Annotated in this window: 18 protein-coding genes; 4 read left to right on the forward strand and 14 right to left on the reverse strand. The window is 74.8% G+C overall.

What is annotated here, in order from left to right:
- The first annotated feature begins 48 nt into the window (after positions 1-48).
- Complete coding sequence (gene pflA, locus KKR89_RS08420) at positions 49-933, forward strand: pyruvate formate-lyase-activating protein (protein ID WP_208194957.1); 885 nt, start codon at positions 49-51, stop codon at positions 931-933.
- Positions 934-1,162: 229 nt separating this feature from the next.
- Here the strand turns inward: pflA and KKR89_RS08425 are convergent, their stop codons facing one another.
- The 6 genes from KKR89_RS08425 to KKR89_RS08450 all read right to left on the reverse strand — a co-directional run bounded on the left by KKR89_RS08425 (position 1,163) and on the right by KKR89_RS08450 (position 8,451).
- On the reverse strand, positions 1,163-2,077 hold the full coding sequence (locus KKR89_RS08425; RefSeq protein WP_208194958.1) for a type IV toxin-antitoxin system AbiEi family antitoxin: 915 nt from the start codon (positions 2,075-2,077) through the stop codon (positions 1,163-1,165).
- Positions 2,078-2,379: 302 nt separating this feature from the next.
- A complete protein-coding gene (locus tag KKR89_RS08430; RefSeq protein WP_208194959.1) occupies positions 2,380-4,497 on the reverse strand; it encodes a 3-hydroxyacyl-CoA dehydrogenase NAD-binding domain-containing protein in 2,118 nt (705 codons plus the stop codon).
- Positions 4,494-5,735, reverse strand: a complete 1,242-nt coding sequence (locus KKR89_RS08435) for a thiolase family protein (RefSeq protein ID WP_208194960.1) — start codon at positions 5,733-5,735, stop codon at positions 4,494-4,496. Before KKR89_RS08435 ends, KKR89_RS08430 begins: the two co-directional genes overlap by 4 nt.
- A 141-nt stretch (positions 5,736-5,876) precedes the next feature.
- Positions 5,877-7,136, reverse strand: a complete 1,260-nt coding sequence (locus KKR89_RS08440; protein WP_208194961.1) for an HRDC domain-containing protein — start codon at positions 7,134-7,136, stop codon at positions 5,877-5,879.
- Between the two features lie 138 nt (positions 7,137-7,274).
- Entirely contained in the window at positions 7,275-7,814 is a 540-nt protein-coding gene (locus KKR89_RS08445) for a helix-turn-helix transcriptional regulator (protein ID WP_251141076.1), read from the reverse strand.
- A 55-nt stretch (positions 7,815-7,869) separates the two neighbouring features.
- Positions 7,870-8,451, reverse strand: a complete 582-nt coding sequence (locus tag KKR89_RS08450) for a DUF3000 domain-containing protein (RefSeq protein WP_208194962.1) — start codon at positions 8,449-8,451, stop codon at positions 7,870-7,872.
- Positions 8,452-8,631: 180 nt separating this feature from the next.
- On the opposite strand from KKR89_RS08450, the gene gndA reads away from it, so the two are divergent.
- From gndA to KKR89_RS08465, 3 genes are read left to right on the forward strand one after another with little or no spacing between them, the layout of a single operon-like run.
- The gene (gene gndA, locus KKR89_RS08455) at positions 8,632-10,086 is read left to right on the forward strand and encodes an NADP-dependent phosphogluconate dehydrogenase (protein ID WP_208195689.1); all 1,455 of its coding nucleotides are present in this window, start codon (positions 8,632-8,634) and stop codon (positions 10,084-10,086) included.
- Entirely contained in the window at positions 10,083-11,339 is a 1,257-nt protein-coding gene (locus KKR89_RS08460; RefSeq protein WP_208194963.1) for a carboxylate--amine ligase, read from the forward strand. The genes gndA and KKR89_RS08460 overlap by 4 nt, the downstream gene beginning before the upstream one ends.
- Entirely contained in the window at positions 11,336-12,058 is a 723-nt protein-coding gene (locus tag KKR89_RS08465; RefSeq protein WP_208194964.1) for a cysteate racemase, read from the forward strand. Before KKR89_RS08460 ends, KKR89_RS08465 begins: the two co-directional genes overlap by 4 nt.
- 46 nt (positions 12,059-12,104) lie before the next feature.
- Here KKR89_RS08465 and KKR89_RS08470 read toward each other — a convergent pair whose 3' ends face one another.
- The 8 genes from KKR89_RS08470 to KKR89_RS08505 form a co-directional block, all read right to left on the reverse strand.
- Positions 12,105-12,590 (reverse strand): hypothetical protein, encoded by a 486-nt coding sequence (locus KKR89_RS08470; protein ID WP_208194965.1) that lies wholly within the window; start codon positions 12,588-12,590, stop codon positions 12,105-12,107.
- Positions 12,587-13,384, reverse strand: coding sequence for a dihydrofolate reductase family protein (locus KKR89_RS08475; RefSeq protein WP_208194966.1), 798 nt, complete (start codon positions 13,382-13,384; stop codon positions 12,587-12,589). Before KKR89_RS08475 ends, KKR89_RS08470 begins: the two co-directional genes overlap by 4 nt.
- Before the next feature lie 78 nt (positions 13,385-13,462).
- Positions 13,463-14,668: a uroporphyrinogen-III C-methyltransferase gene (gene cobA / locus KKR89_RS08480; RefSeq protein WP_208194967.1), complete on the reverse strand. Its 1,206-nt coding sequence runs from the start codon at positions 14,666-14,668 to the stop codon at positions 13,463-13,465.
- On the reverse strand, positions 14,665-16,116 hold the full coding sequence (locus KKR89_RS08485; protein ID WP_243882205.1) for a sulfate adenylyltransferase subunit 1: 1,452 nt from the start codon (positions 16,114-16,116) through the stop codon (positions 14,665-14,667). The genes cobA and KKR89_RS08485 overlap by 4 nt, the downstream gene beginning before the upstream one ends.
- Positions 16,116-17,060 (reverse strand): sulfate adenylyltransferase subunit CysD, encoded by a 945-nt coding sequence (gene cysD, locus KKR89_RS08490; RefSeq protein ID WP_208194968.1) that lies wholly within the window; start codon positions 17,058-17,060, stop codon positions 16,116-16,118. The genes KKR89_RS08485 and cysD overlap by 1 nt, the downstream gene beginning before the upstream one ends.
- Positions 17,057-17,776, reverse strand: a complete 720-nt coding sequence (locus tag KKR89_RS08495) for a phosphoadenylyl-sulfate reductase (protein WP_208194969.1) — start codon at positions 17,774-17,776, stop codon at positions 17,057-17,059. Before KKR89_RS08495 ends, cysD begins: the two co-directional genes overlap by 4 nt.
- On the reverse strand, positions 17,773-17,934 hold the full coding sequence (locus tag KKR89_RS08500) for a hypothetical protein (RefSeq protein ID WP_191779252.1): 162 nt from the start codon (positions 17,932-17,934) through the stop codon (positions 17,773-17,775). The genes KKR89_RS08495 and KKR89_RS08500 overlap by 4 nt, the downstream gene beginning before the upstream one ends.
- Positions 17,931-19,601 carry a nitrite/sulfite reductase gene (locus KKR89_RS08505; RefSeq protein ID WP_208194970.1) on the reverse strand — a complete coding sequence of 557 codons (1,671 nt, stop codon included), beginning with the start codon at positions 19,599-19,601 and terminating at the stop codon, positions 17,931-17,933. The genes KKR89_RS08500 and KKR89_RS08505 overlap by 4 nt, the downstream gene beginning before the upstream one ends.
- Positions 19,602-19,813: the final 212 nt, after the last annotated feature.

The raw sequence follows: 19,813 nt of genomic DNA on the forward strand, positions 1-19,813 counted from the left end.
CGCCGGGCCGGGCCCCCTCCCGGCACCACCGACCTGTGCGAGGCCACGATGACCACCACCACCGAGCCGACCGGCGCACCGGTCGTGCCGCTCGGCATGCCGCTCGTCGGCGGGTCGCACACGCGCACGCAGGGGCACGGCACCGCCGGGCTGGAGACGGCCGAGGCCGAGCGGAGCGAGCGCCTTGCCGCCGTCCGCGAAGGGCGCCTCGGGTCGGTGCACTCGTGGGAGCTCGTCACGGCGGTCGACGGCCCCGGCACGCGTCTGACGATCTTCCTGTCCGGGTGCCCGCTGCGGTGCCTGTACTGCCACAACCCCGACACGATGCAGATGCGGCGGGGGACCGACGTCGCCGCCGACGAGCTCCTCGCGCGCATCGCCCGCTACCGCGGGGTGTTCCGCGCGACGGGCGGCGGCGTCACGATCTCGGGCGGCGAGCCGCTCATGCAGCCGGCCTTCGTGCGCCGGCTGGTGCGCGGCGCGGCTGCCATGGACGTGCCGGTCGCGCTCGACACGTCGGGCTTCCTCGGCGCCCAGGCGACCGACGAGATGCTCGACGACGTGTCACTCGTCCTGCTCGACGTGAAGTCCGGCCTCCCCGAGACGTACCAGCGGGTCACCGGGCGCGAGCTGGCGCCCACGCTCGACTTCGGTCGACGGCTGGCCGCGCGCGGCAACCGCATGTGGGTCCGGTTCGTGCTGGTCCCCGGGCTCACCGACGCCCCGGAGAACGTCGAGGCGGTCGCGGACTACGTCGCGTCCCTCGGCGAGGCCGTCGAGCGCGTCGAGGTGCTGCCGTTCCACCAGATGGGCCGCGACAAGTGGGCCGACCTGGGCATGCGCTACGAGCTCGAGGACACCGAGCCCCCGTCGCGCGAGGCCACCGAGGCGGTCCGCGACGTCTTCCGCGCCCGAGGCCTGACCACCTTCTAGCCCCCCACCCCCCCACCCCCCCTCTCGCCGAGAGAGCAATCCAGTCACGCTGACGTGACCCGGGCGCGGCACCCGACCCCTTCAAAGGGGGCCCGAGAGAGCTTTCCCGTCGGAGGTGGCACGCGCTCCTGCGGGTCCCACCCCCGCCCGGTGGCGAGAGAGCGATCGAGTCGTGTGCCGCAGGAGCGTCGCACTGTCGTCCGCGGGGTCGCGGACGAGGCGCGACGGCTCACCACTCCTGGCGCGCCAGCAGGACGCCGGTGTGGCCGATGAGGCCGGCCACCGTGCGCTCGAGATCGTTCCTGCGGCCGAGCACGTCGCCCCGGTGCACGCCGATGACGTGCCATCCGAACCGTCGGTGGAGGTCGGCCCGGCGGTGCTCGTCCACCGTCTGCTGGGCTGCCGTCATGTGGTGGTGGGCCTCGCCGTCGTACTCGACGGCGACCCGTGCCTCCCGGTAACCCATGTCGAGCCGGTAGACCTCCCGCCCGCCGTCGCGGATGCTGATTTGCGCCTCCGGACGGGGCAGGCCCGCCTCGAACAGGCGCAGGCGCAGCCACGACTCACCCGCCGACTCGGCCGCGGGATCGCACAGCTCCAGGACGAGCCGTGCGCGCGCGATGTTGCGCGCACCCGACAGCTCGCGTGCCCGTCGGACGAGGTGCCCGAGCTCGACGAGCTGGCGGGTGTACGCGTCGACCGCCGCGAGGCCCAGGTACCGGGGCGCGTACCGCGCGAGGTCGAGGGCGGTCCGCACGGGCGTCGTCGCGGGCACGCCGCCGATGTCCCGCACGTCCTCGTCCGTCAGCGCCGCGAGCCAGCACTGCAGGCCTGGACGACGGACCCGTGCCGTGCCGGGCGGGACGACGCACTGCAGACGGGGCGGGCGCAGGTGCAGGCCGGGCGCGCGCACGTCGATGCCGTGCAGCCACGCAGCGGTGTCACGGCAGACGGCCCCGCCGGGTGGCAGCACCGCGCGGACGGCCGCGGCCCGCACCTCGGGATCGTCGAGCAGCGCACGACGAACCAGCACGCTGCGGAACACCGGCACGTACGCGCCCGACGCGATCAGGCGCTGCACCTGCGCCCACGTCACACCGTCGGCCCGCAGTCGCCGCATGTCGAGAACCGGTGCAGGAGTCATGCGTCGATGCTCGGCGGGTGGGCCGTTCGCCGGTCCGCGGGACGCAGATCGGGGGACTCACGGTGCTACGGCGGGGCCTGTGGTCGGCTCACGATCCGGTGGTGAGAGAGCGTTCCGGCCGCCGCGGGCGTGACTGGATTGCTCTCTCGCGCGCTGGGTGGGGGGTCTTCTTGGGGGCGCGGGAGCGATCCGGTGGCCGCGGGCGTGACTGGATTGCTCTCTCGCGCGCTGGGTGGGGGGTTGGGGGTGAGAGAGCGATCCGGTTGCCCGTGGCGTGACCGGATCGCTCTCTCACCACCTGGTCAGGGGGTGGGGACGTTGGCGAGACCGTCGAGGAGGAGCCGGCGGCCCAGGAGGCGCTCGCTGTAGCCGCGCCGGTCGAGGTACGGCGTGATGCCGCCGAGGTGGAAGCCCCAGCCCGCGCCCAGGATCATGCAGAGGTCGATCTGCTGGGGGGTCGTCACGACGCCCTCGTCGAGCATGTGGCCGATCTCGACGGTGAGCGCCGTCAGGACGGCGTGGAGCACGCCGGCCTCGTCGAGCGGGGCGTCGGCGCCCGTCTCCCGGGCGGCGTCGAACACGTCCTGGACGGCCGGGTCGACACGCTTCGGCAGGCCCTTGGCCGGCGCCGGCGTCACCACCGTGGTGCCGTCGGCGACGAGCTTCTCGAGGCCGGGGGAGCGCGGGAACCGCTCGCCCAGGTCCTCGCGCAACGAGGTCAGGACGTGCAGCCCGACGGCCGGCCCGACGAGGTCGAACAGCTCGAACGGCGGCATCGGCAGGCCGAGCGGGTCCAGCGCACGGTCGGCGACCTCGACCGGCGTGCCGTGCTCCACGGCGTCGACGATGATGCCGAGCAGCAGCACGAGCAGCCGGTTGACGACGAAGCCGGGCCGGTCCTTCACGAGGACGGCGGTCTTGCGCAGCTTCGCGACGACCGCGAACGCTGTCGCCAGCGCCTCGTCCGACGTGTGCTCCGCCTGCACGACCTCCACCAGCGGCATCGCCGCGACCGGGTTGAAGAAGTGCAGGCCGACGACCCGCTCGGGATGCTGCAGGTCCGCTGCCATGCGCGTGACCGACAGCGCCGAGGTGTTGGTGGCGAGGACCGTGTCGGGAGCGACGACGCCCTCGAGCTCGGCGAGCACGCGCTTCTTGAGGCCGAGCACCTCGGTGACCGCCTCGATGACGAGGTCGCAGGCGGCGAAGACGCCGATGTCGGTCGACCCGGTGACCTGCGCGACGACGCGGGCGCCCGCGTCGGACGTCATGCGGCCCGAGGAGACGAGCCGCTCGACCGTCGAGCGCACGTTGCCCAGGCCCTGCGCGACGCGGTCCTCGTCGAGGTCCCGCATGACGACGGGCACCCCGAGCCGCTGTGCGAACAGCAGGGCGATCTGCGCGGCCATGAGCCCCGCACCGACCACCCCGACGCGCGTGACCGGTCGCGCGAGCGACGCGTCCGGCGCACCGGTCGGCCTCTTGCCGCCCTGCACGAGGCCGAACGCGTAGACGCTCGCACGCATCTCGTCGCTCATGATGAGGTCGGCCAGCGCCTCGTCCTCGGCGGCGAAGGCGGCGTCCCTGTCGGCGTCGCGGGCGGCCGCCACGAGGTCGAGCGCGCGGCCGGGTGCGGGTCGTGAGCCGTGCACCACCGCGTCGAGGCGCGCACGCGCGGCCGCCACGGCGGCGTCCCACGTGCCGGCGTCGTCGAGCGGGCGCCGTTCGACGCTCACCTCGCCCGACAGGACGCGTGCCGCCCACCGCACGGACTCCTCGAGGAAGTCGGCCGGCTCCAGCACCACGTCGACGAGCCCGATCTCGGCGGCCTGCCGCGCGGTGTACGGCTTGTTGGCGGCGGGGCGCGTCAGGACGACCTCGAGCGCCTTCTCGATGCCGACGAGCCGCGGCACGATGTACGCACCTCCCCAGCCGGGTACGAGGCCCAGACCGGTCTCGGGCAGGGCCAGGGCCCGCACGTCGGCCGCAGCCGTGCGGTAGTCGCAGTTGAGCGCGACCTCGAGGCCGCCGCCGAGGGCGACGCCGTTGACGAACGCGAAGGTGGGGACGCCGAGCTCGCCGAGCAGCCGGTACGCCTCGTGGCCGCCGCGGCCGAGCGTGAGGGCCTCCTCGCGCGACGCGACCGTCGCGACCTGGGTCAGGTCGGCGCCCGCCGCCAGGTAGTACGGCTTGCCGGTCACGGCCAGCGCGGCGATCTCGCCCGCCGCCGCGCGCACCTGCTGGGCGCGCAGCACGGCGGTGAGCTCGGCGATGCCCTGCGGCCCGAGCGTCGTCGGCTTGGTGTGGTCCAGGCCGTTGTCGAGCGTGACGAGCGCGAGCGTGCCCAGCCCACCGGGCAGGGGCACGTCGCGGACGAGGGCGTGGGTGACGCGCTCGGGGCGCCGTGCGGACGTGCTCATCGGGCTGCCTCCTCGGCGTCGTAGGCGGGGTTCTCCCAGATGACGGTGCCGCCCTGGCCGAGCCCGACGCACATGGTCGTGATGCCGTACCGCACCTCGGGGTGCTCCTCGAACTGGCGCGCGAGCTGCGTCATCAGCCGCACCCCGGACGACGCGAGCGGGTGGCCCACCGCGATCGCGCCGCCGTACGGGTTGACGCGCGGGTCGTCGTCGGCGATGCCGAAGGCGTCGAGGAAGGAGAGCACCTGCACGGCGAAGGCCTCGTTGATCTCGAACAGGCCGATGTCGTCGATCGACAGGCCGGCGCGCTCGAGCGCCTTGTGCGTCGCGGGGACCGGGCCCAGGCCCATGACCTCGGGCTCGACGCCCGCATAGGCGAAGGAGACCATGCGCATGCGCACGGGCAGCCCGAGCTCGAGGGCGACGTCCTCGGCGGCGAGGAGGCACGAGGCCGCACCGTCCGTCAGGGGTGCCGACGTGCCGGCGGTGACGCGACCGCCCGCGCGGAACGGCGTGGGCAGGCCCGCTATCGCCGCCACGGTCGTGCCGGGGCGCGGCGGCTCGTCGGCCGTCGCCAGGCCCCAGCCGTGCTCCGGGTCGCGCAGCGCGACGGGCACCAGGTCGGGCTCGATGCGCCCCGACGCGAGCGCCGCGGCGTACTTCTCCTGGCTCGCGACGCCGTACGCGTCGGCGCGCTCGCGGGTCAGGGCGGGGAACCGGTCGTGCAGGTTCTCGGCGGTCACGCCCATGTTGAGGGCGTCGGCCGCCACGATCCGCTCGGCGAGGAAGCGGGGGTTGGGGTCGGCGTCGAAGCCCATCGGGTGGTGGCCCATGTGCTCGACACCCCCGGCGACGGTCACGTCCTGCGCACCGAACCCGATCGCGGCCGCCGTGGTCGTCACGGCCGTCATGGCACCGGCGCACATGCGGTCGATCGCGAATCCGGGGACGGTGGCCGGCAGGCCCGCGAGCATCGCGACGGTGCGTCCGAGGGTCAGGCCCTGGTCGCCCTGCTGCGTGGTCGCGGCCAGGGCGACGTCGTCGACGCGCTCGGGCGGCAGCTGGGGATGGCGGCGCAGCAGCTCGCGGACGGTCCGCACGGCCAGGTCGTCGGCGCGGGTGTGGGCGTACAGGCCGTCCTTGCGGGCGCGGCCGAACGGGGTGCGCACCCCGTCGACGAACACGACGCGGCGGGCGGCGGGCACCCGTGCGTCGGCGGGGCGGGACGTGCTCGGCATCAGTCCTCCTGGGGGACGGCGGTGTCCGGGAGCCCGCGCGGGGCGCGGCCGTGCGTGATCGGGACCATGGTCCCTGGACGCACGAAGTTACTCAAGAGTAACAGCGGCGTCCCGACGATCTCGGGGCCCCGCGAGCGCCGCTCAGGCGCCGTCGAGCTCCGTCGCCAGCCGCTCCGCGAGGAGCTCCACCTGCCAGGCGCGTGCGCCACCCGCGGTCATCGCCGCCGCGACGCCCGCCTCGTCCAGCGGCACCGGCGGCGACCAGCAGAGCCGGCGCAGCAGGTCGGGCTGCACGAGGTTCTCCACCGGCACGCTGTGCTCCTGCGAGAGCTCGGTCACGACCGCCCGCGCCGCGGCCAGCCGTCGCGCGGCGGCGGGGTCGCGGTCGGCCCACACCCTCGCCGGTGGCGGGCCGTCGGTCGCCGGGCCCCGCGTCGCCGGCAGCTCGTCGTCGGGCAGCGCGACGGCACGGTCGATCGCCGACTGCCACAGCGCCGCACGCCGGCGCGTCCCCTTGCCGGCGAACGCGGGCAGCGCGACGAGCTGCCCGACCGTGCGGGGCAGGGCCTGCGCAGCGGCGACGATGGCGGCGTCGGGCAGCACGCGGCCGGGGGAGATGTCGCGCTCGCGGGCGTTGCGGTCGCGCGTGGCGTAGAGCTCGCGGACCACCGCCAGGCGACGCGCGTCGCGGACGTTGTGCAGGCCGGAGACGCGCCGCCACGGCTCGACGCGCGGCGCCGGGGGTGGTGCCGTCCGTACCGCCTCGAACTCCTGGAGCGCCCATCCCGCCTTGCCCGACACCGCGAGACGCTCGGCCAGGACCTGACGGACCTCGATCAGCACCTCGACGTCCAGCGCGGCGTACCGCAGCCACTCCGGCGGCAACGGTCGGGTCGACCAGTCGACGGCTGAGTGCTCCTTGGCCAGCCCCAGCCCGAGCGTGTCCGCGACGACCGCGGCGAGGCCCACGCGGTCCATGCCCAGGAGCCGGGCCGCGAGCTCGGTGTCGAAGACCCGGGACGGGTGCATGCCCTGCTCGGCGAGCCCCGGCAGGTCCTGCGACGCTGCGTGCAGGACCCACTCGACACCGACGAGCGCGTCGGACAGGGCCGACAGGTCGGGCAGCGCGATGGGGTCGATGAGCGCCGTGCCGGCGTTCTCGCGTCGCAGCTGGACCAGGTAGGTGCGCTGGCCGTAGCGGTAGCCGGACGCGCGCTCGGCGTCCACCGCGACCGGCCCGGTCCCCGCGGCGAACGCCGCGACCGTCGCCGCGAGGGCCGCCGGGGTGGCGACCACCTCCGGGACGCCGTCGGCGGGCTCCAGCAGGGGGACGACGACGGGCGCCGTCACCTCCGAGCCATCGTCCGTGCCCGGGGTGTCCTGCGACGCCTCCGCCTTCATGTCGACCACCGTAGGCGACGCGGGCAGCACGTCCGTGCAGGGGGCGCGCGCGTCGTGCGTGGCGCGACGTCCGGGCGGGCGGGTTCCGACGTGCTCACCGCTCCCGGAAGGTGCCACCTGCAGGGTCGTCCGGAGCGGTCAGTCGATCATCCGGTTGCGGATGGCGATGGCCACGAGCTCCGCCCGGTCGCCCGTGCCGAGCTTGCGGGAGATGCGTGCGAGGTGGCTCTTGACCGTCAGCGCGGACAGACCCAGCTCCTCGCCGATGAGGCGGTTGGTGCGGCCCTCGGCGACGCGGGCGAGCACGGACAGCTCACGCGCGCTGAGCTCGGCGGTCGGCTGGACCGGAGGGGGCGCCACGCGGACCGGCGCGGTGGAGACCTCGGTCGTGCTGGCGACCCCGCCGCGCAGCCCGCCGGCCAGCAGCGTGCGCAGCTCCTCGCGACCCGCGCGGCGGGCGAGCACGACGACGCGGTGGGCGCCCCGGCGCTGCAGGGCGCGCACGAGGGTGCTGCCCTCGCCGTCGCCGATCTGCGTGACGACCACGCACATCGGGTGCCGTGCGGGCGCGGCAGCGGGCGTACGCCGGGACGTGGGCAGGCCCGTGACGCCGGGCGCACGACGGGCCGGGAGGTCGCGGACGTCGCGGACGTCGCGGCGGAGAGGCTCGATGGTCACGTCCGGTGCATCGGCAGCGGCAGCGACGGACTTGAGCGGGGGCACCCGGCGGCCGTCAGCGGCGCGGCAGGGGGACGACGCCCTCGGGGAGCGGTGGCAGCCCCGCGGCCGTGCACAGCAGCGTGGACCACGCCGTCAGGTGCGGGCCGAGCTGCTCGTCCCAGGACGTCCACGACGCGCGGATCTCCAGCTCGGTCTGCTCCTCGCGGCGGTCGAGCGCGCCGAAGCTCTGCGACAGCACGCGCGTCACGGTGCCGCCCGCCGCGTGCGGGTCGACACCCGCCGACCCCAGGGCGTCGTGGAACCAGGACCAGGCCACCTCCGCGAGCATGGGGTCGTTGCCGACCTCGGCCTCCAGGCTCGCGCGCACGAGCGTGACGAGCCGGAACGAGCCCTCCCACGCCTCCTGGCCCTGCGGGTCGTACAGCACGACGAACCGCCCGGACGCGAGGTCCTCCGCGGCCACCGAGCGGCGGGCCGTGCGGACCTCGGCGGTGAGGGCGGCGGAGAAGGGCGCGATGCGGGCGGGACCGGGGACCTCGTCGAGCACGACCTCGGGCCGTACGGGCACACCGCGCAGGGAACGCAGCGCGCGGACGAACTCGGCGGGGACGTCCTCGGGTCCGGCAGGGTTCACGCGGCGAGCGTACGGGCGGCCCGTGCGTCTCGGTCCCCGGCACGCCGACGGCGTGCGGGCGCGTGCCGGACTAGGCTCGACGACGCATCCGCACACGCCCCACGTGCCGGTGCCGGCCGCTCGGGTACGGCACCTTCCGGTGGTGGCGCGTGCCCACCCGGCATGAAGGAGCGCTCAGTGATGTCTGTCCCGTCGTCGGCCGTCGGAACCGCGCAGATCGGGGTCACCGGGCTCGCCGTCATGGGCCGCAACCTGGCGCGGAACTTCGCGCGGCACGGCTACACGGTCGCGCTCCACAACCGCACCTTCGCCCGCACCCAGTCGCTGGTGGCGGACCACGCGTCCGACGGCACGTTCGTGCCCTCGGAGTCGATGGCCGACTTCGTCGCATCGCTCGCGCGGCCGCGCAAGATCGTGATCATGGTGCAGGCCGGCGCGGCCACCGACGCCGTGATCGACGAGCTCGTGCCGCTGCTGGAGGAGGGCGACATCGTCGTCGACGCCGGCAACGCGCACTTCCCGGACACGATCCGCCGCGAGACGGCACTGCGAGCGCGCGGGCTGCACTTCGTGGGCACGGGCGTCTCCGGCGGTGAGGAGGGCGCGCTGAACGGCCCCTCGATCATGCCCGGCGGCACGAAGGAGTCCTACGCGTCGCTCGGCCCGATCCTCGAGGCGATCTCGGCCAAGGTCGACGGCGTCCCGTGCTGCACGCACGTGGGCCCCGACGGCGCCGGCCACTTCGTCAAGATGGTCCACAACGGCATCGAGTACGCCGACATGCAGCTCATCGCCGAGGCGTACGACCTCCTGCGGCACGGGCTGGGTGCCTCCGCACCGGAGATCGGCGAGGTCTTCGCCGCGTGGAACACCGGGGACCTCGAGTCCTACCTCATCGAGGTGACGGCCGAGGTGCTCGCGCACACCGACGCGGCCACCGGTGCCCCCTTCGTCGACATCGTGGCCGACGCCGCCGAGCAGAAGGGCACCGGACGCTGGACGGTGCAGAACGGCCTGGACCTGGGTGTGCCGATCACGGGCATCGCCGAGGCGACGTTCGCCCGTGCGCTGTCCGGCTCGGCGCCGCAGCGCGCGGCGGCCCGTGGCGTGCTGCCCGCCGACACCCTCGAGTGGAACGTGCCCGAGCCGGGGGCGTTCATCGAGGACGTCCGGCTCGCGCTGTACGCGTCGAAGGTCGTCGCGTACTCGCAGGGGTTCGACCAGATCGCGGCCGCCAGCGTGCAGTACGGCTGGGACATCGACCGGGGCGCGATGGCGCGGATCTGGCGTGGCGGCTGCATCATCCGCGCCAAGTTCCTCGACCGCATCACGCAGGCCTACGAGCGGGACGCGAACCTGCCGCTGCTGCTCGCCGACCCGTACTTCACGGCGGCGGTCGCCAACGGCGTCGCCGCGTGGCGGCGCATCGTGGCCGCCGCCGCGGTGCACGGCGTCCCGACGCCCGCGTTCTCCTCGTCCCTCGCGTACTACGACGGCGTGCGTGCCGACCGGCTGCCCGCCAACCTCATCCAGGCGCAGCGCGACTTCTTCGGTGCGCACACGTACCGCCGCACGGACCGCGACGGGACCTTCCACACGGACTGGTCCGGCGACCGCGCCGAGCAGACCTGGTGACGCGCCGCACCGGGGCGCAGGTCCCCGCGCCGCGGCTGCAGCCGGTGGTGCTCGGGGGCGACGTGGGGGCGTACTCGCTCGCCCGCACCTTCCACGAGGCGTACGGCGTGCGGTCGGTCGTCGTCTCGTCGGTGTCCACCGGTCTCGTCCGGCACTCCCGCATCCTCGAGAACGTCGTGGAGCCGGGCATCGACGACGGCCCGACCGTCGTGCGGCGGCTGCGCGCGATCGCCGAGCAGCACCCCGGGACCGACCGGGTGCTGCTCGGCAGCGCCGACTGGCTCGTGCGCACGATCGTCGAGAACCGGGCGCAGCTCGAGGACCTCTACACGATCCCGTACGTGGACGTGGCGACCCTCGACAAGGTCACGGACAAGGTCCTGTTCGGTGAGCTGTGCGCCGAGCTGGGCATCGACCACCCGGCCACGGTCGTGCACGACGTGCAGGCGGGCGGCACGCCGGACACCTCGGCGCTGCGCTTCCCCGTGATCGCCAAGGCCGCCGACACCGCGGCGTACCACCTGGTCGAGTTCGCGGGGAAGAAGAAGGTCTTCACGGTCGACACGCCGGCCGAGCTGGCCGACCTGCTCGCGCGCGTCCAGGCCTCGGGGTACCAGGGCCGGTTCGTCGTGCAGGACCTCATCCCGGGTGACGACTCGGGCATGCGGATCCTCACGTGCTACAGCGACGCCGAGGGCCGTGTCCGGTTCTCGGGGTTCGGCCACGTCCTGCTCGAGGAGCACACGCCCGGGGCGCTGGGCAACCCGGCCGGGATCGTGACGGGCCACGACGAGCAGATCGTCGCGCAGGCGGTCCGGCTGCTGGAGCACCTCGGGTGGACGGGCTACGCGAACTTCGACCTCAAGTTCGACCCGCGTGACGGCCGGACCGTGTTCTTCGAGCTCAACCCGCGCCTGGGGCGGTCGAACTTCTACCTGACCGCGGGTGGGCGCAACACCGCCGAGCTGTACGTGCGCGAGCACGTGCAGGGCCTGCCGCCGCTGCCCGAGGGCGCACCGGACCACCTCACGGAGCCGCACCTGTACACGGTGCTGCCGCGGTGGCTGCTGCGCCGCTACGTCGCCGACCCGGCGCTGCGCGCCCGCACGCGTGCGCTGGGGCGCGCCCACCGCGCGACCAACCCCCTGTGGTACCGCGCCGAGGTGGACCCCCGGCGCCTGGCCTACCTCGCGGTCGCGCAGGCCAACCAGGTCCGCAAGTACCGGCGGTACTACCCGCGAGGCGGAGCGTGAGCGACCACCCGGTCGCGCGGGCCGAGGTCGGCGTCATCGGTGGCGTCGGCCCGGCCGCGACCGTGTGCTTCCTCGACCTCGTCGTGCGGCACACAGCCGCCGACCGCGACCAGGACCACGTCGACCTGGTGGTCCTGCAGCACGCGACGATCCCGGACCGCACCGCGTACATCCTGGGCCGGTCGCAGGACGACCCGGGTCCGGTGATGGCGGCCGACGCCCGGCGTCTCGAGCGGCTCGGTGTCGGCTTCGTCGTCGTACCGTGCAACACGGCGCACCACTTCACGGACGAGGTCGCGGCCGCGGTCGACGTGCCGGTGCTGAGCATCGTCGACGAGACGGTGGACGAGGTCGTCGCGCGGCCGGGTGTGGCCCGTGTCGGCGTGCTCGCGACGAGCGGCACGCTCGCGGCGCACGTCTACCAGCGGGCCTTCGAGGCGCGCGGCGTGCAGGTGCTCGTCCCGGACGCCGCCGACCAGGACCTGGTCATGGGGATCATCTACGACCAGGTCAAGGCCGGCCTCCCGGCCGACGTCACGACGATGCACGCCGTGGCCGACCGGCTGCGGGAGCGCGGCGCCGACGTCGTCGTGCTCGGGTGCACCGAGCTGTCGGTCGTCGCGGCCGCCCACGACCTGCTGGCGGACGACCGGTACGTCGACTCCCTGGACGTGCTGGCGCGGCGCACCGTCGAGCGCGCGGGCTACCCGCTGCGCTGACGGGCGTCCGCCCGCCGACGCCCGCCCGCCGACGCCCTCCTGCCGGTCAGCCGAGCTCGCTGGTCCCCGCGTACAGGTGGAGCACGGGCACGTGCAGCTCCTCGCGCGCCCGCGACGCCCAGTCGGTGTGGAACGTGTCCTCGACCATGTGCGGGTAGGTCACCACGACGACCTCGCGGACGTCCCCCCGGGCGACGGCGTTGCGCAGCGCCGGCAGGGGGTCGTCGTCGGTGACCTCGCCCGTCGCGGTGCGGCCCGCGGCCTCGAACGCCGCCACGCTGCCCGCGATCTGCTCGGCCGCGGTCTGGCGCGCCTCCGTGCGGTCCGGCTCGTGGCCGGTCGCCCGGTCCCAGGCCTCGCGCAGCTCACCCATGCTGAGCGCGTCGATGATCCAGGGGACGAGCGGGCGCTCGGTGTCGGCGGGCACGAGGACCCGGTAGGTCGGCGCCTCGTCGGGGTGCAGACCCACGATGTGGCGGACGTCGGACTGGGCGAGGGTGTCCTCGGTCAGGACGAGGATGGTGTCGGTCACGACCCCGAGCCTACGGGTGCACGCAGGTCCCAGCAGGCCAGGAGGGTGCCGTCGGCAGCGTGCAGCAGGTGACGCAGGTGCGCACGACGTGCGGGGTCGAGGGCGGCGGCGCCGGCCGCGGGGCGCGGGGCGTCGCCCGCGACCAGCAGCGGGCTGGTCGTCAGGCACAGCTCGTCGACGACGCCCGCGGCGAGCAGGGCGGCCAGCAGCCGTGGCCCGCCCTCGGCCAGGACGTGGCGCAGGCCGCGTGCCGCCAGCGCGTGCACGCCCGCCCGCAGGTCGGGGGAGTCGGCCTCGTGCGCACCGGGCACGACGACAGCGCGGTCGGCACCCACCGCGGCACGCGCACGGTCGGCGCCCGCAGCCCCGGTGACGACGAACGGGAGCTGCGGTCCCGCCAGGAGGTCGGCGGGCACCTCACCGCGGCGCGTCACGACCGCCAGCGCGATCCGTGACGGCAGACCGGCCGCGGCACGCGCCGACCGGAGGTGCTCCGCGACGGGCAGCTCGCGGTACCCCTCCGCACGGACCGTCCCGGCACCGACGAGCACGACGTCGGCGAGCGCCCGGAGGACCGCGAACACGCGCCGGTCGGCCGGCGTGCCGAGCGAGGCGGAACGCCCGTCGCCGCCGGTGGCGGCACCGTCGACGCTCGCGACCATGTTCGCGCGGACCCGGGCGCACGTCCGGTCCCGCGCGAAGAGGCGCAGGAGGTCCGTGTCGTCGGGTGCGGCGGCCAGGCGACGGTCGTCCGGTACGGGCACGAGGAGATCGAGGTCGGAGGGGGCGGGCACGCGCTCAGGCTAGGGCGCGCGACCACCCGCAGCACGCCCGGCCGGCGGCCGGTGCCCCGCGCGACTCCCGGCCGTTCGTCAGGAGCGGTCGGGGCCCAGGGTCGCCGCGAGCGAGGCGACCGCGCCGACGACGATCACGGCAGGGTTGCGCACACCGACGTCGCGCGCGCGGACCGCGATGTCCGCGACCGTCCCGAGCGTCGTGCGCTGGGTCGCCAGCGTGCCGTCCTCGACGACGGCGACCGGCGTCGCGGGGTCGAGCCCGTGCGACGCGAGCAGGCTCATGTGCTCGCCGATCCGACCGACGCCCATGAGCAGCACCAGCGTGCCGCGCAGCCGGGCGAGCGTCTCCCAGTCGGTGCCGGTGTCGTGGGCCGAGACGATCGTCACCTGGCGCGCCAGGTCCCGGTGCGTGACAGGCACGCCGGCTGCCCCTGGCACGGCGATGGCGCTCGTGACGCCCGGCACGACCTCGACGTCGACACCCGCGGCGAGGCACGCCGCGAGCTCCTCGCCGCCCCGGCCGAGGACGAACGGGTCGCCGCCCTTGAGCCGCACGACCCGCTGCCCGGCACGTGCGCGCTCGACGAGCAGGACGTTGATCTCGGTCTGCGTGAGCGTGTGCGCGTGCGGGGCCTTGCCGGCCTCGACGACCTCGACGTCCGGCTCCAGCTCGTCGAGCAGCGCACGCGGTGCCAGCCGGTCGACGACCACGACGTCCGCCTCGGCGAGCGCGCGTCGTCCGCGCGTGGTGATGAGGCCGGGGTCGCCGGGGCCGCCGCCGACCAGGGTCACGTGCCCGGGGCCGGGCCTCCGCCGGCGCAGCGGCAGCGCGCCGGTGTCGAGCTGCACCTGCAGCGCCGCGCGCAGCGCGACCGCACGCCGCGGGTCGCCGCCCGCACCGACCGCGACCGTGACGTCGCCCGCCCGGGCCACGGCGGGGGTCCAGGCCGTCGACACGGCGGCGTCGTCGGCACGCACGCACCACGTCCGCGCGGCCTGCGCCTCGGCCGCCACCGCGTCGTCCGTGCGGCGCTCACCCGTCGCGGTGTGGACGAGCCAGGCGCCCGCGAGGTCGCCGTGGGCGTACTCCCGCGGGTGCCACGTCAGCGCGCCGGCCGTGGCCAGGTCCGCCAGGTCCTCGCACAGAGCCGGGGCCACGACGTGCACGTCGGCACCGTCCGCGAGGACGCCGCGTGCCCGGCGCGCGGCCACCGGCCCCCCGCCGACGACGACGACGCGACGACCGGCCAGGTCCAGCAGCAGCGCGTGCCGCGAGGTCATATGCCGGCCCCGGCCATCCAGTCGTCGTCGCGCTCGTCCGGCCGCACGGGCGCGAGCCGGTCGAGCAGCGTCGGGCCGAGCATGCCCGCAGCGAGCGTGCTGCCGTCGGCCGGGTCGACCACGAGGAACCCGCCCGTGCGCCGGTGCGACGCGTAGTCGTCGAGCACGACGGGCTCGGCCAGGCGCAGCCGGACCCGACCGATCGCGTTGAGGCCGAGCGAGCGCGGGGCGGCGTCCGTGGACGTGTCCGTCGCGTCGATCGTGTGCTGCGTGTCGACGGCGTCCCACTGCTCGACGGTGAGGGTGTCCACGTCGAGGCGGGCGTCGACCTCCCGCAGCAGCCCGCGGACCGTGCGGGTGCCGATGCGCACCAGGACGCGCGCACCGGGCACCGAGCGGCGCTCGGTCAACCAGCAGACGGTCCCCACGAGGTCCTGCCCGGTCGTGACGCGCTCGTCCGCCGGCACGAGGACGTCGCCCCGGGCGACGTCGACGTCGTCGGCCAGCCGCACGGTGACCGAGCGCGGCGCGTCGGCCGCGTCGAGCGGGCCGTCGAACGTGTCCAGGCCCACCACACGGCTCGTGCGTCCCGACGGCAGCACGCGCACCTCGTCACCGACGCGCACGACGCCCGAGGCCAGCTTGCCGGCGTACCCGCGGTAGTCCGGGTGCTCAGGGGTCCGGGGGCGGATGACGTACTGCACCGGCAGGCGCAGGGGCTCGGTGGACGCGTCGCGGGCGACCGGCACGCGCTCGAGCAGCTCGAGGAGCGTCGGCCCGTCGTACCAGGGAGCGCGGGCGGAGCGGTCGACGACGTTGTCGCCGTCGAGCGCGGACAGCGGCACCGCCTGCACGGCCGGCAGGCCGAGCACCTGCGCGTAGTCGGCGAACTCGCGCGCGATCGACCGGAAGGTGGCCTCGTCGAAGCCGACGAGGTCCATCTTGTTGACGGCGAGCACGACGTGGGGCACGCCGAGCAGCGCGGTGAGGGCGGCGTGCCGCCGCGTCTGCTCGAGCACGCCCTTGCGGGCGTCGACCAGGACGATCGCGAGCTCGGCGGTCGAGGCCCCGGTGACCATGTTCCGCGTGTACTGCACGTGCCCCGGCGTGTCGGCCAGGACGAACGCGCGCCGCGCGGTCGAGAAGTAGCGGTACGCGACGTCGATCGTGATGCCCTGCTCGCGCTCGGCCCGCAGGCCGTCGGTGAGCAGCGCCAGGTCCACGCCGCCGACCTCGCCGCCGCGGGCCGCCGTGGCGCGCTCGACGGCGGAGAGCTGGTCGGCCAGGACCGACTTCGTGTCGTACAGCAGGCGGCCGATGAGCGTGCTCTTGCCGTCGTCGACCGACCCCGCGGTCGCCAGGCGCAGGAGGTCGCGCTGCGCGTGGTCGCCGGCGATCGCGGGGGTCGGTGCGGGCCGTGCCAGGCCGACCGGTGCGTGCGTGCCCATCAGAAGTACCCCTCGCGCTTGCGGTCCTCCATGGCGGCCTCGGAGGCCCGGTCGTCGGCACGGGTCGCACCGCGCTCGGTGAGCCGGCTGGCGGCCACCTCGGCGATGACGTCCGCGACGTCGGCGGCCGTCGAGTCGACGGCGCCGGTGCAGCTCATGTCGCCGACCGTCCGGTAGCGCACACGGCGCCGCTCGACGTGCTCGTCGGGGCGCGGTCCGCCCCAGGAGCCCGCCGTGAGCCACATGCCGTCGCGCGCGAACACGTCGCGCTCGTGGGTGAAGTAGATGTCCGGCAGCTCGATCCGCTCGCGCTCGATGTACCGCCACACGTCGAGCTCGGTCCAGTTCGACAGCGGGAACACGCGCACGTGCTCACCCGGCTTGTGCCGACCGTTGTACAGGTCCCACAGCTCCGGGCGCTGCCGGCGCGGGTCCCACTGCCCGAACTCGTCCCGCAGGGAGAACATGCGCTCCTTGGCGCGGGCCTTCTCCTCGTCGCGGCGGCCGCCGCCGAACACGGCGTCGAAGCGGTGCGCCGTGATGGCGTCGAGCAGCGGCACGGTCTGCAGCGGGTTGCGCGACCCGCCGGGGCGCTCGACCACGCGACCGTCGTCGATCGCGTCCTGCACGCTCGCCACGACGAGCCGGAGCCCGAGCCCGGCGACCGTGCGGTCCCGGTACGCGATGACCTCGGGGAAGTTGTGACCGGTGTCGACGTGCATGACGGGGAACGGCACGGGCGCCGGCCAGAAGGCCTTGCGCGCCAGGTGCAGCATGACGATCGAGTCCTTGCCGCCGGAGAACAGCAGCACGGGACGCTCGAACTCGCCGGCGACCTCGCGCATCACGTGGATGCCCTCGGACTCCAGCGCGTCGAGCTGCGTCAGCCGCGGGGTGGCGGAGGGCCCGACCGCGGTGGGGGTGTCGGTGGAGGTCGTCGTCATGTGTGCAGCCCGCATTCCGTCTTGTTCGTGCCTGCCCAGCGTCCGGCCCGGGGGTCCTCGCCCGGTGCGACCGCGCGCGTGCACGGCGCGCAGCCGATCGAGGCGTACCCCAGCTCGCGCAGGGGGTTCAGCACCACGTGGTGCTCGGCGACGTACGCGTTCACGTCGTCCCAGGTCCACGCCGCCAGGGGGTTGAGCTTGACCTTGGACCGCCGGGCGTCCCACCCGACGACCGTGATGTCCGTGCGCGTCGGGGCGTCCTCGCGGCGCATGCCGGTGACCCACGCGGTGTAGGGGGCGAGGCCGCGCTCGAGCGGCTCGACCTTGCGCAGCGCGCAGCACAGGTTCGGGTCGCGCTCGTGCAGGCGCGGACCGTGCTCGGCGTCCTGCTCCGCGACCGTGCGCAGCGGCAGGACGGTGCGCAGGCTCACGTCCGTGAAGTCGGCGTAGTAGTCGCGCGTGCCGATCGTCTCGGCGAAGTGGTACCCGGTGTCCAGGAAGATGACGTCGATCCCGGGCGCGGCCTTCGCCGCGATGTCGACGAGCACCTCGTCGCCCATCGACGACGCGAGCACGAGGTCGGTGCCGAACACGGCGCGCGCCCAGCGCAGGACGTCCGCCGGGTGCGCGCCCTCCAGGTCGCGGCCCGCCAGCTCCGCCAGCGCGCGCAGCTCGTCCGGGCTCAGGTCGGTCGCGGGACGCGTCGCGGCGCTCATCGCGCACCCACCAGACCGAGGAACCGCAGCGCGAACGCGCGCGCGCACGAGCGGCACTCCCACTGGCCGTGCGTCTCGCCGGCCGGCCACAGGTCCTCGCCCGCGCAGAAGGGGCAGTAGTACGGCACGGCGCGCTGGCCGGCGTCCGGCTCGCTCATCGCAGGTCCTCCTCGCCGGCGCGGTGCGCCCACTGCGCGAAGAGCTCACCGGGCTGCCGCTGCTCGTCGAACCGGCGCGTGACGCGCTCGACGTAGTCGGGCAGCTCCGAGGACGGCACGCGCAGGCCGCGCAGCGTCCGGCCGAGCCCGCTCGTCAGGCCCAGGCCGCCACCGAGGTGCACCTGGTAGCCCTCCTCCTCGCCGGCGAGGACGCCCTTGAGACCGATGTCGGCGGTCTGGATGCGGGCGCACGAGTTGGGGCAGCCGTTGACGTTGATCGTGATCGGCTGGTCGAACGTCGGCAGACGGCGCTCGAGCTCGCCGACCAGCGCCGTCGCCCGGCCCTTGGTCTCCACGATCGCGAGCTTGCAGAACTCGATGCCCGTGCAGGCCATGGTGCCGCGACGGAAGGTCGAGGCGGTGCGCACCGCCAGCCCGAGGGACTCGAGCCCGTCGGCGAGGGCGTCGACCCGCGCGGCCTCGACGTCCAGCACCACGAGCTTCTGCTCGGTCGTCAGCTGGACGCGATCGGAGCCGGCCTCCTCCACGAGGTCGGCCAGGGCGGTGAGCACGGGACCCGAGACGCGACCCACGGCGGGCGCGGCTCCGACGTAGAACCGGCCGTCCTTCTGGGGGTGGACGCCGACGTGGTCGCGCCTGCCGGTCGGCGGGGGCGGGGGCTCGGGGCCGTCGGGCAGCGTGCGGCCGAGGTACTCGGTCTCGAGCACCCGGCGGAAGACCTCGGTGCCCCAGTCCGCGAGCAGGAACTTCAGGCGGGCGCGCGTGCGCAGCCGGCGGTAGCCGTAGTCGCGGAAGATCCCCACGACGCCGCACCACACCTCGGGCACCTGCTCGAGCGTGACGAACGCACCCAGCCGCTTGCCGAGCATCGGGTTGGTCGACAGCGCGCCGCCCACCCACAGGTCGAAGCCCGGGCCGAGCTCGGGGTGCACGACCCCGACGAACGCCACGTCGTTGATCTCGTGCGCGACGTCCTGGTGCGGGGACCCGCTGATGGCGGTCTTGAACTTGCGCGGCAGGTTCGAGTACGCGGGGTCGCCGATGTAGCGGTCCCGGATGGCCTCGATGGCCGGGGTGCCGTCGATGATCTCGTCGGCCGCGACACCCGCGACGGGTGAGCCGATGATGACGCGCGGCACGTCGCCGCACGCCTCCTGGGTCGACAGCCCCACGGACTCCAGCCGGCGCCAGATCTCCGGGACGTCCTCGATGCGGATCCAGTGCAGCTGGATGTTCTGCCGGTCGGTGATGTCGGCGGTGCCGCGCCCGAACTCCTGCGAGACACCGGCGATCGTGCGCAGCTGGCGCAGGTTCAGCGTGCCGCCGTCGCAGCGCACGCGGAGCATGAAGTACTCGTCCTCGAGCTCGTGCGGCTCGAGCGTCGCGGTGCGCCCGCCGTCGATGCCGGGGCGGCGCTGGGTGTACAGGCCCCACCAGCGCATGCGGCCGCGCAGGTCGTCGCCGGGGATCGACGCGAAGCCCTGCTGGGCGTACACCGTCTCGATGCGCTCGCGGACGTTGAGGCCGTCGTCCTCCTGCTTGAGCTGCTCGTTCGCGTTCAGCGGCTCGCGCTGGTCGAAGGCCCACTGGCCCTCGGGCCGCTTGGCGGGAGGGGCGATGGGGGTGCGGGACGTGGTCTGCGCCATGGGCGCCACCTCCGGTGCTGGGGGGCGTGCTCGCACGTCCGTGCACGACGGGAGGTCGTGGCTACGGGCGCGGACCGCACGCCCGTGGGGGGAACGGGGCGGGTCAGCGGTTCCGCGGACAGCAGGCGCACGGGACCGCGGCGGCGCGACAGCACCGACACAGGCAGCAGGTCCCGGGGAGGTTCACGTGACGAGGGTGACACGCGGGCGGG

The sequence above is a fragment of the Cellulomonas dongxiuzhuiae genome, from assembly GCF_018623035.1.
In the GTDB taxonomy this organism is placed as follows: Bacteria; Actinomycetota; Actinomycetes; order Actinomycetales; family Cellulomonadaceae; genus Cellulomonas; species Cellulomonas dongxiuzhuiae.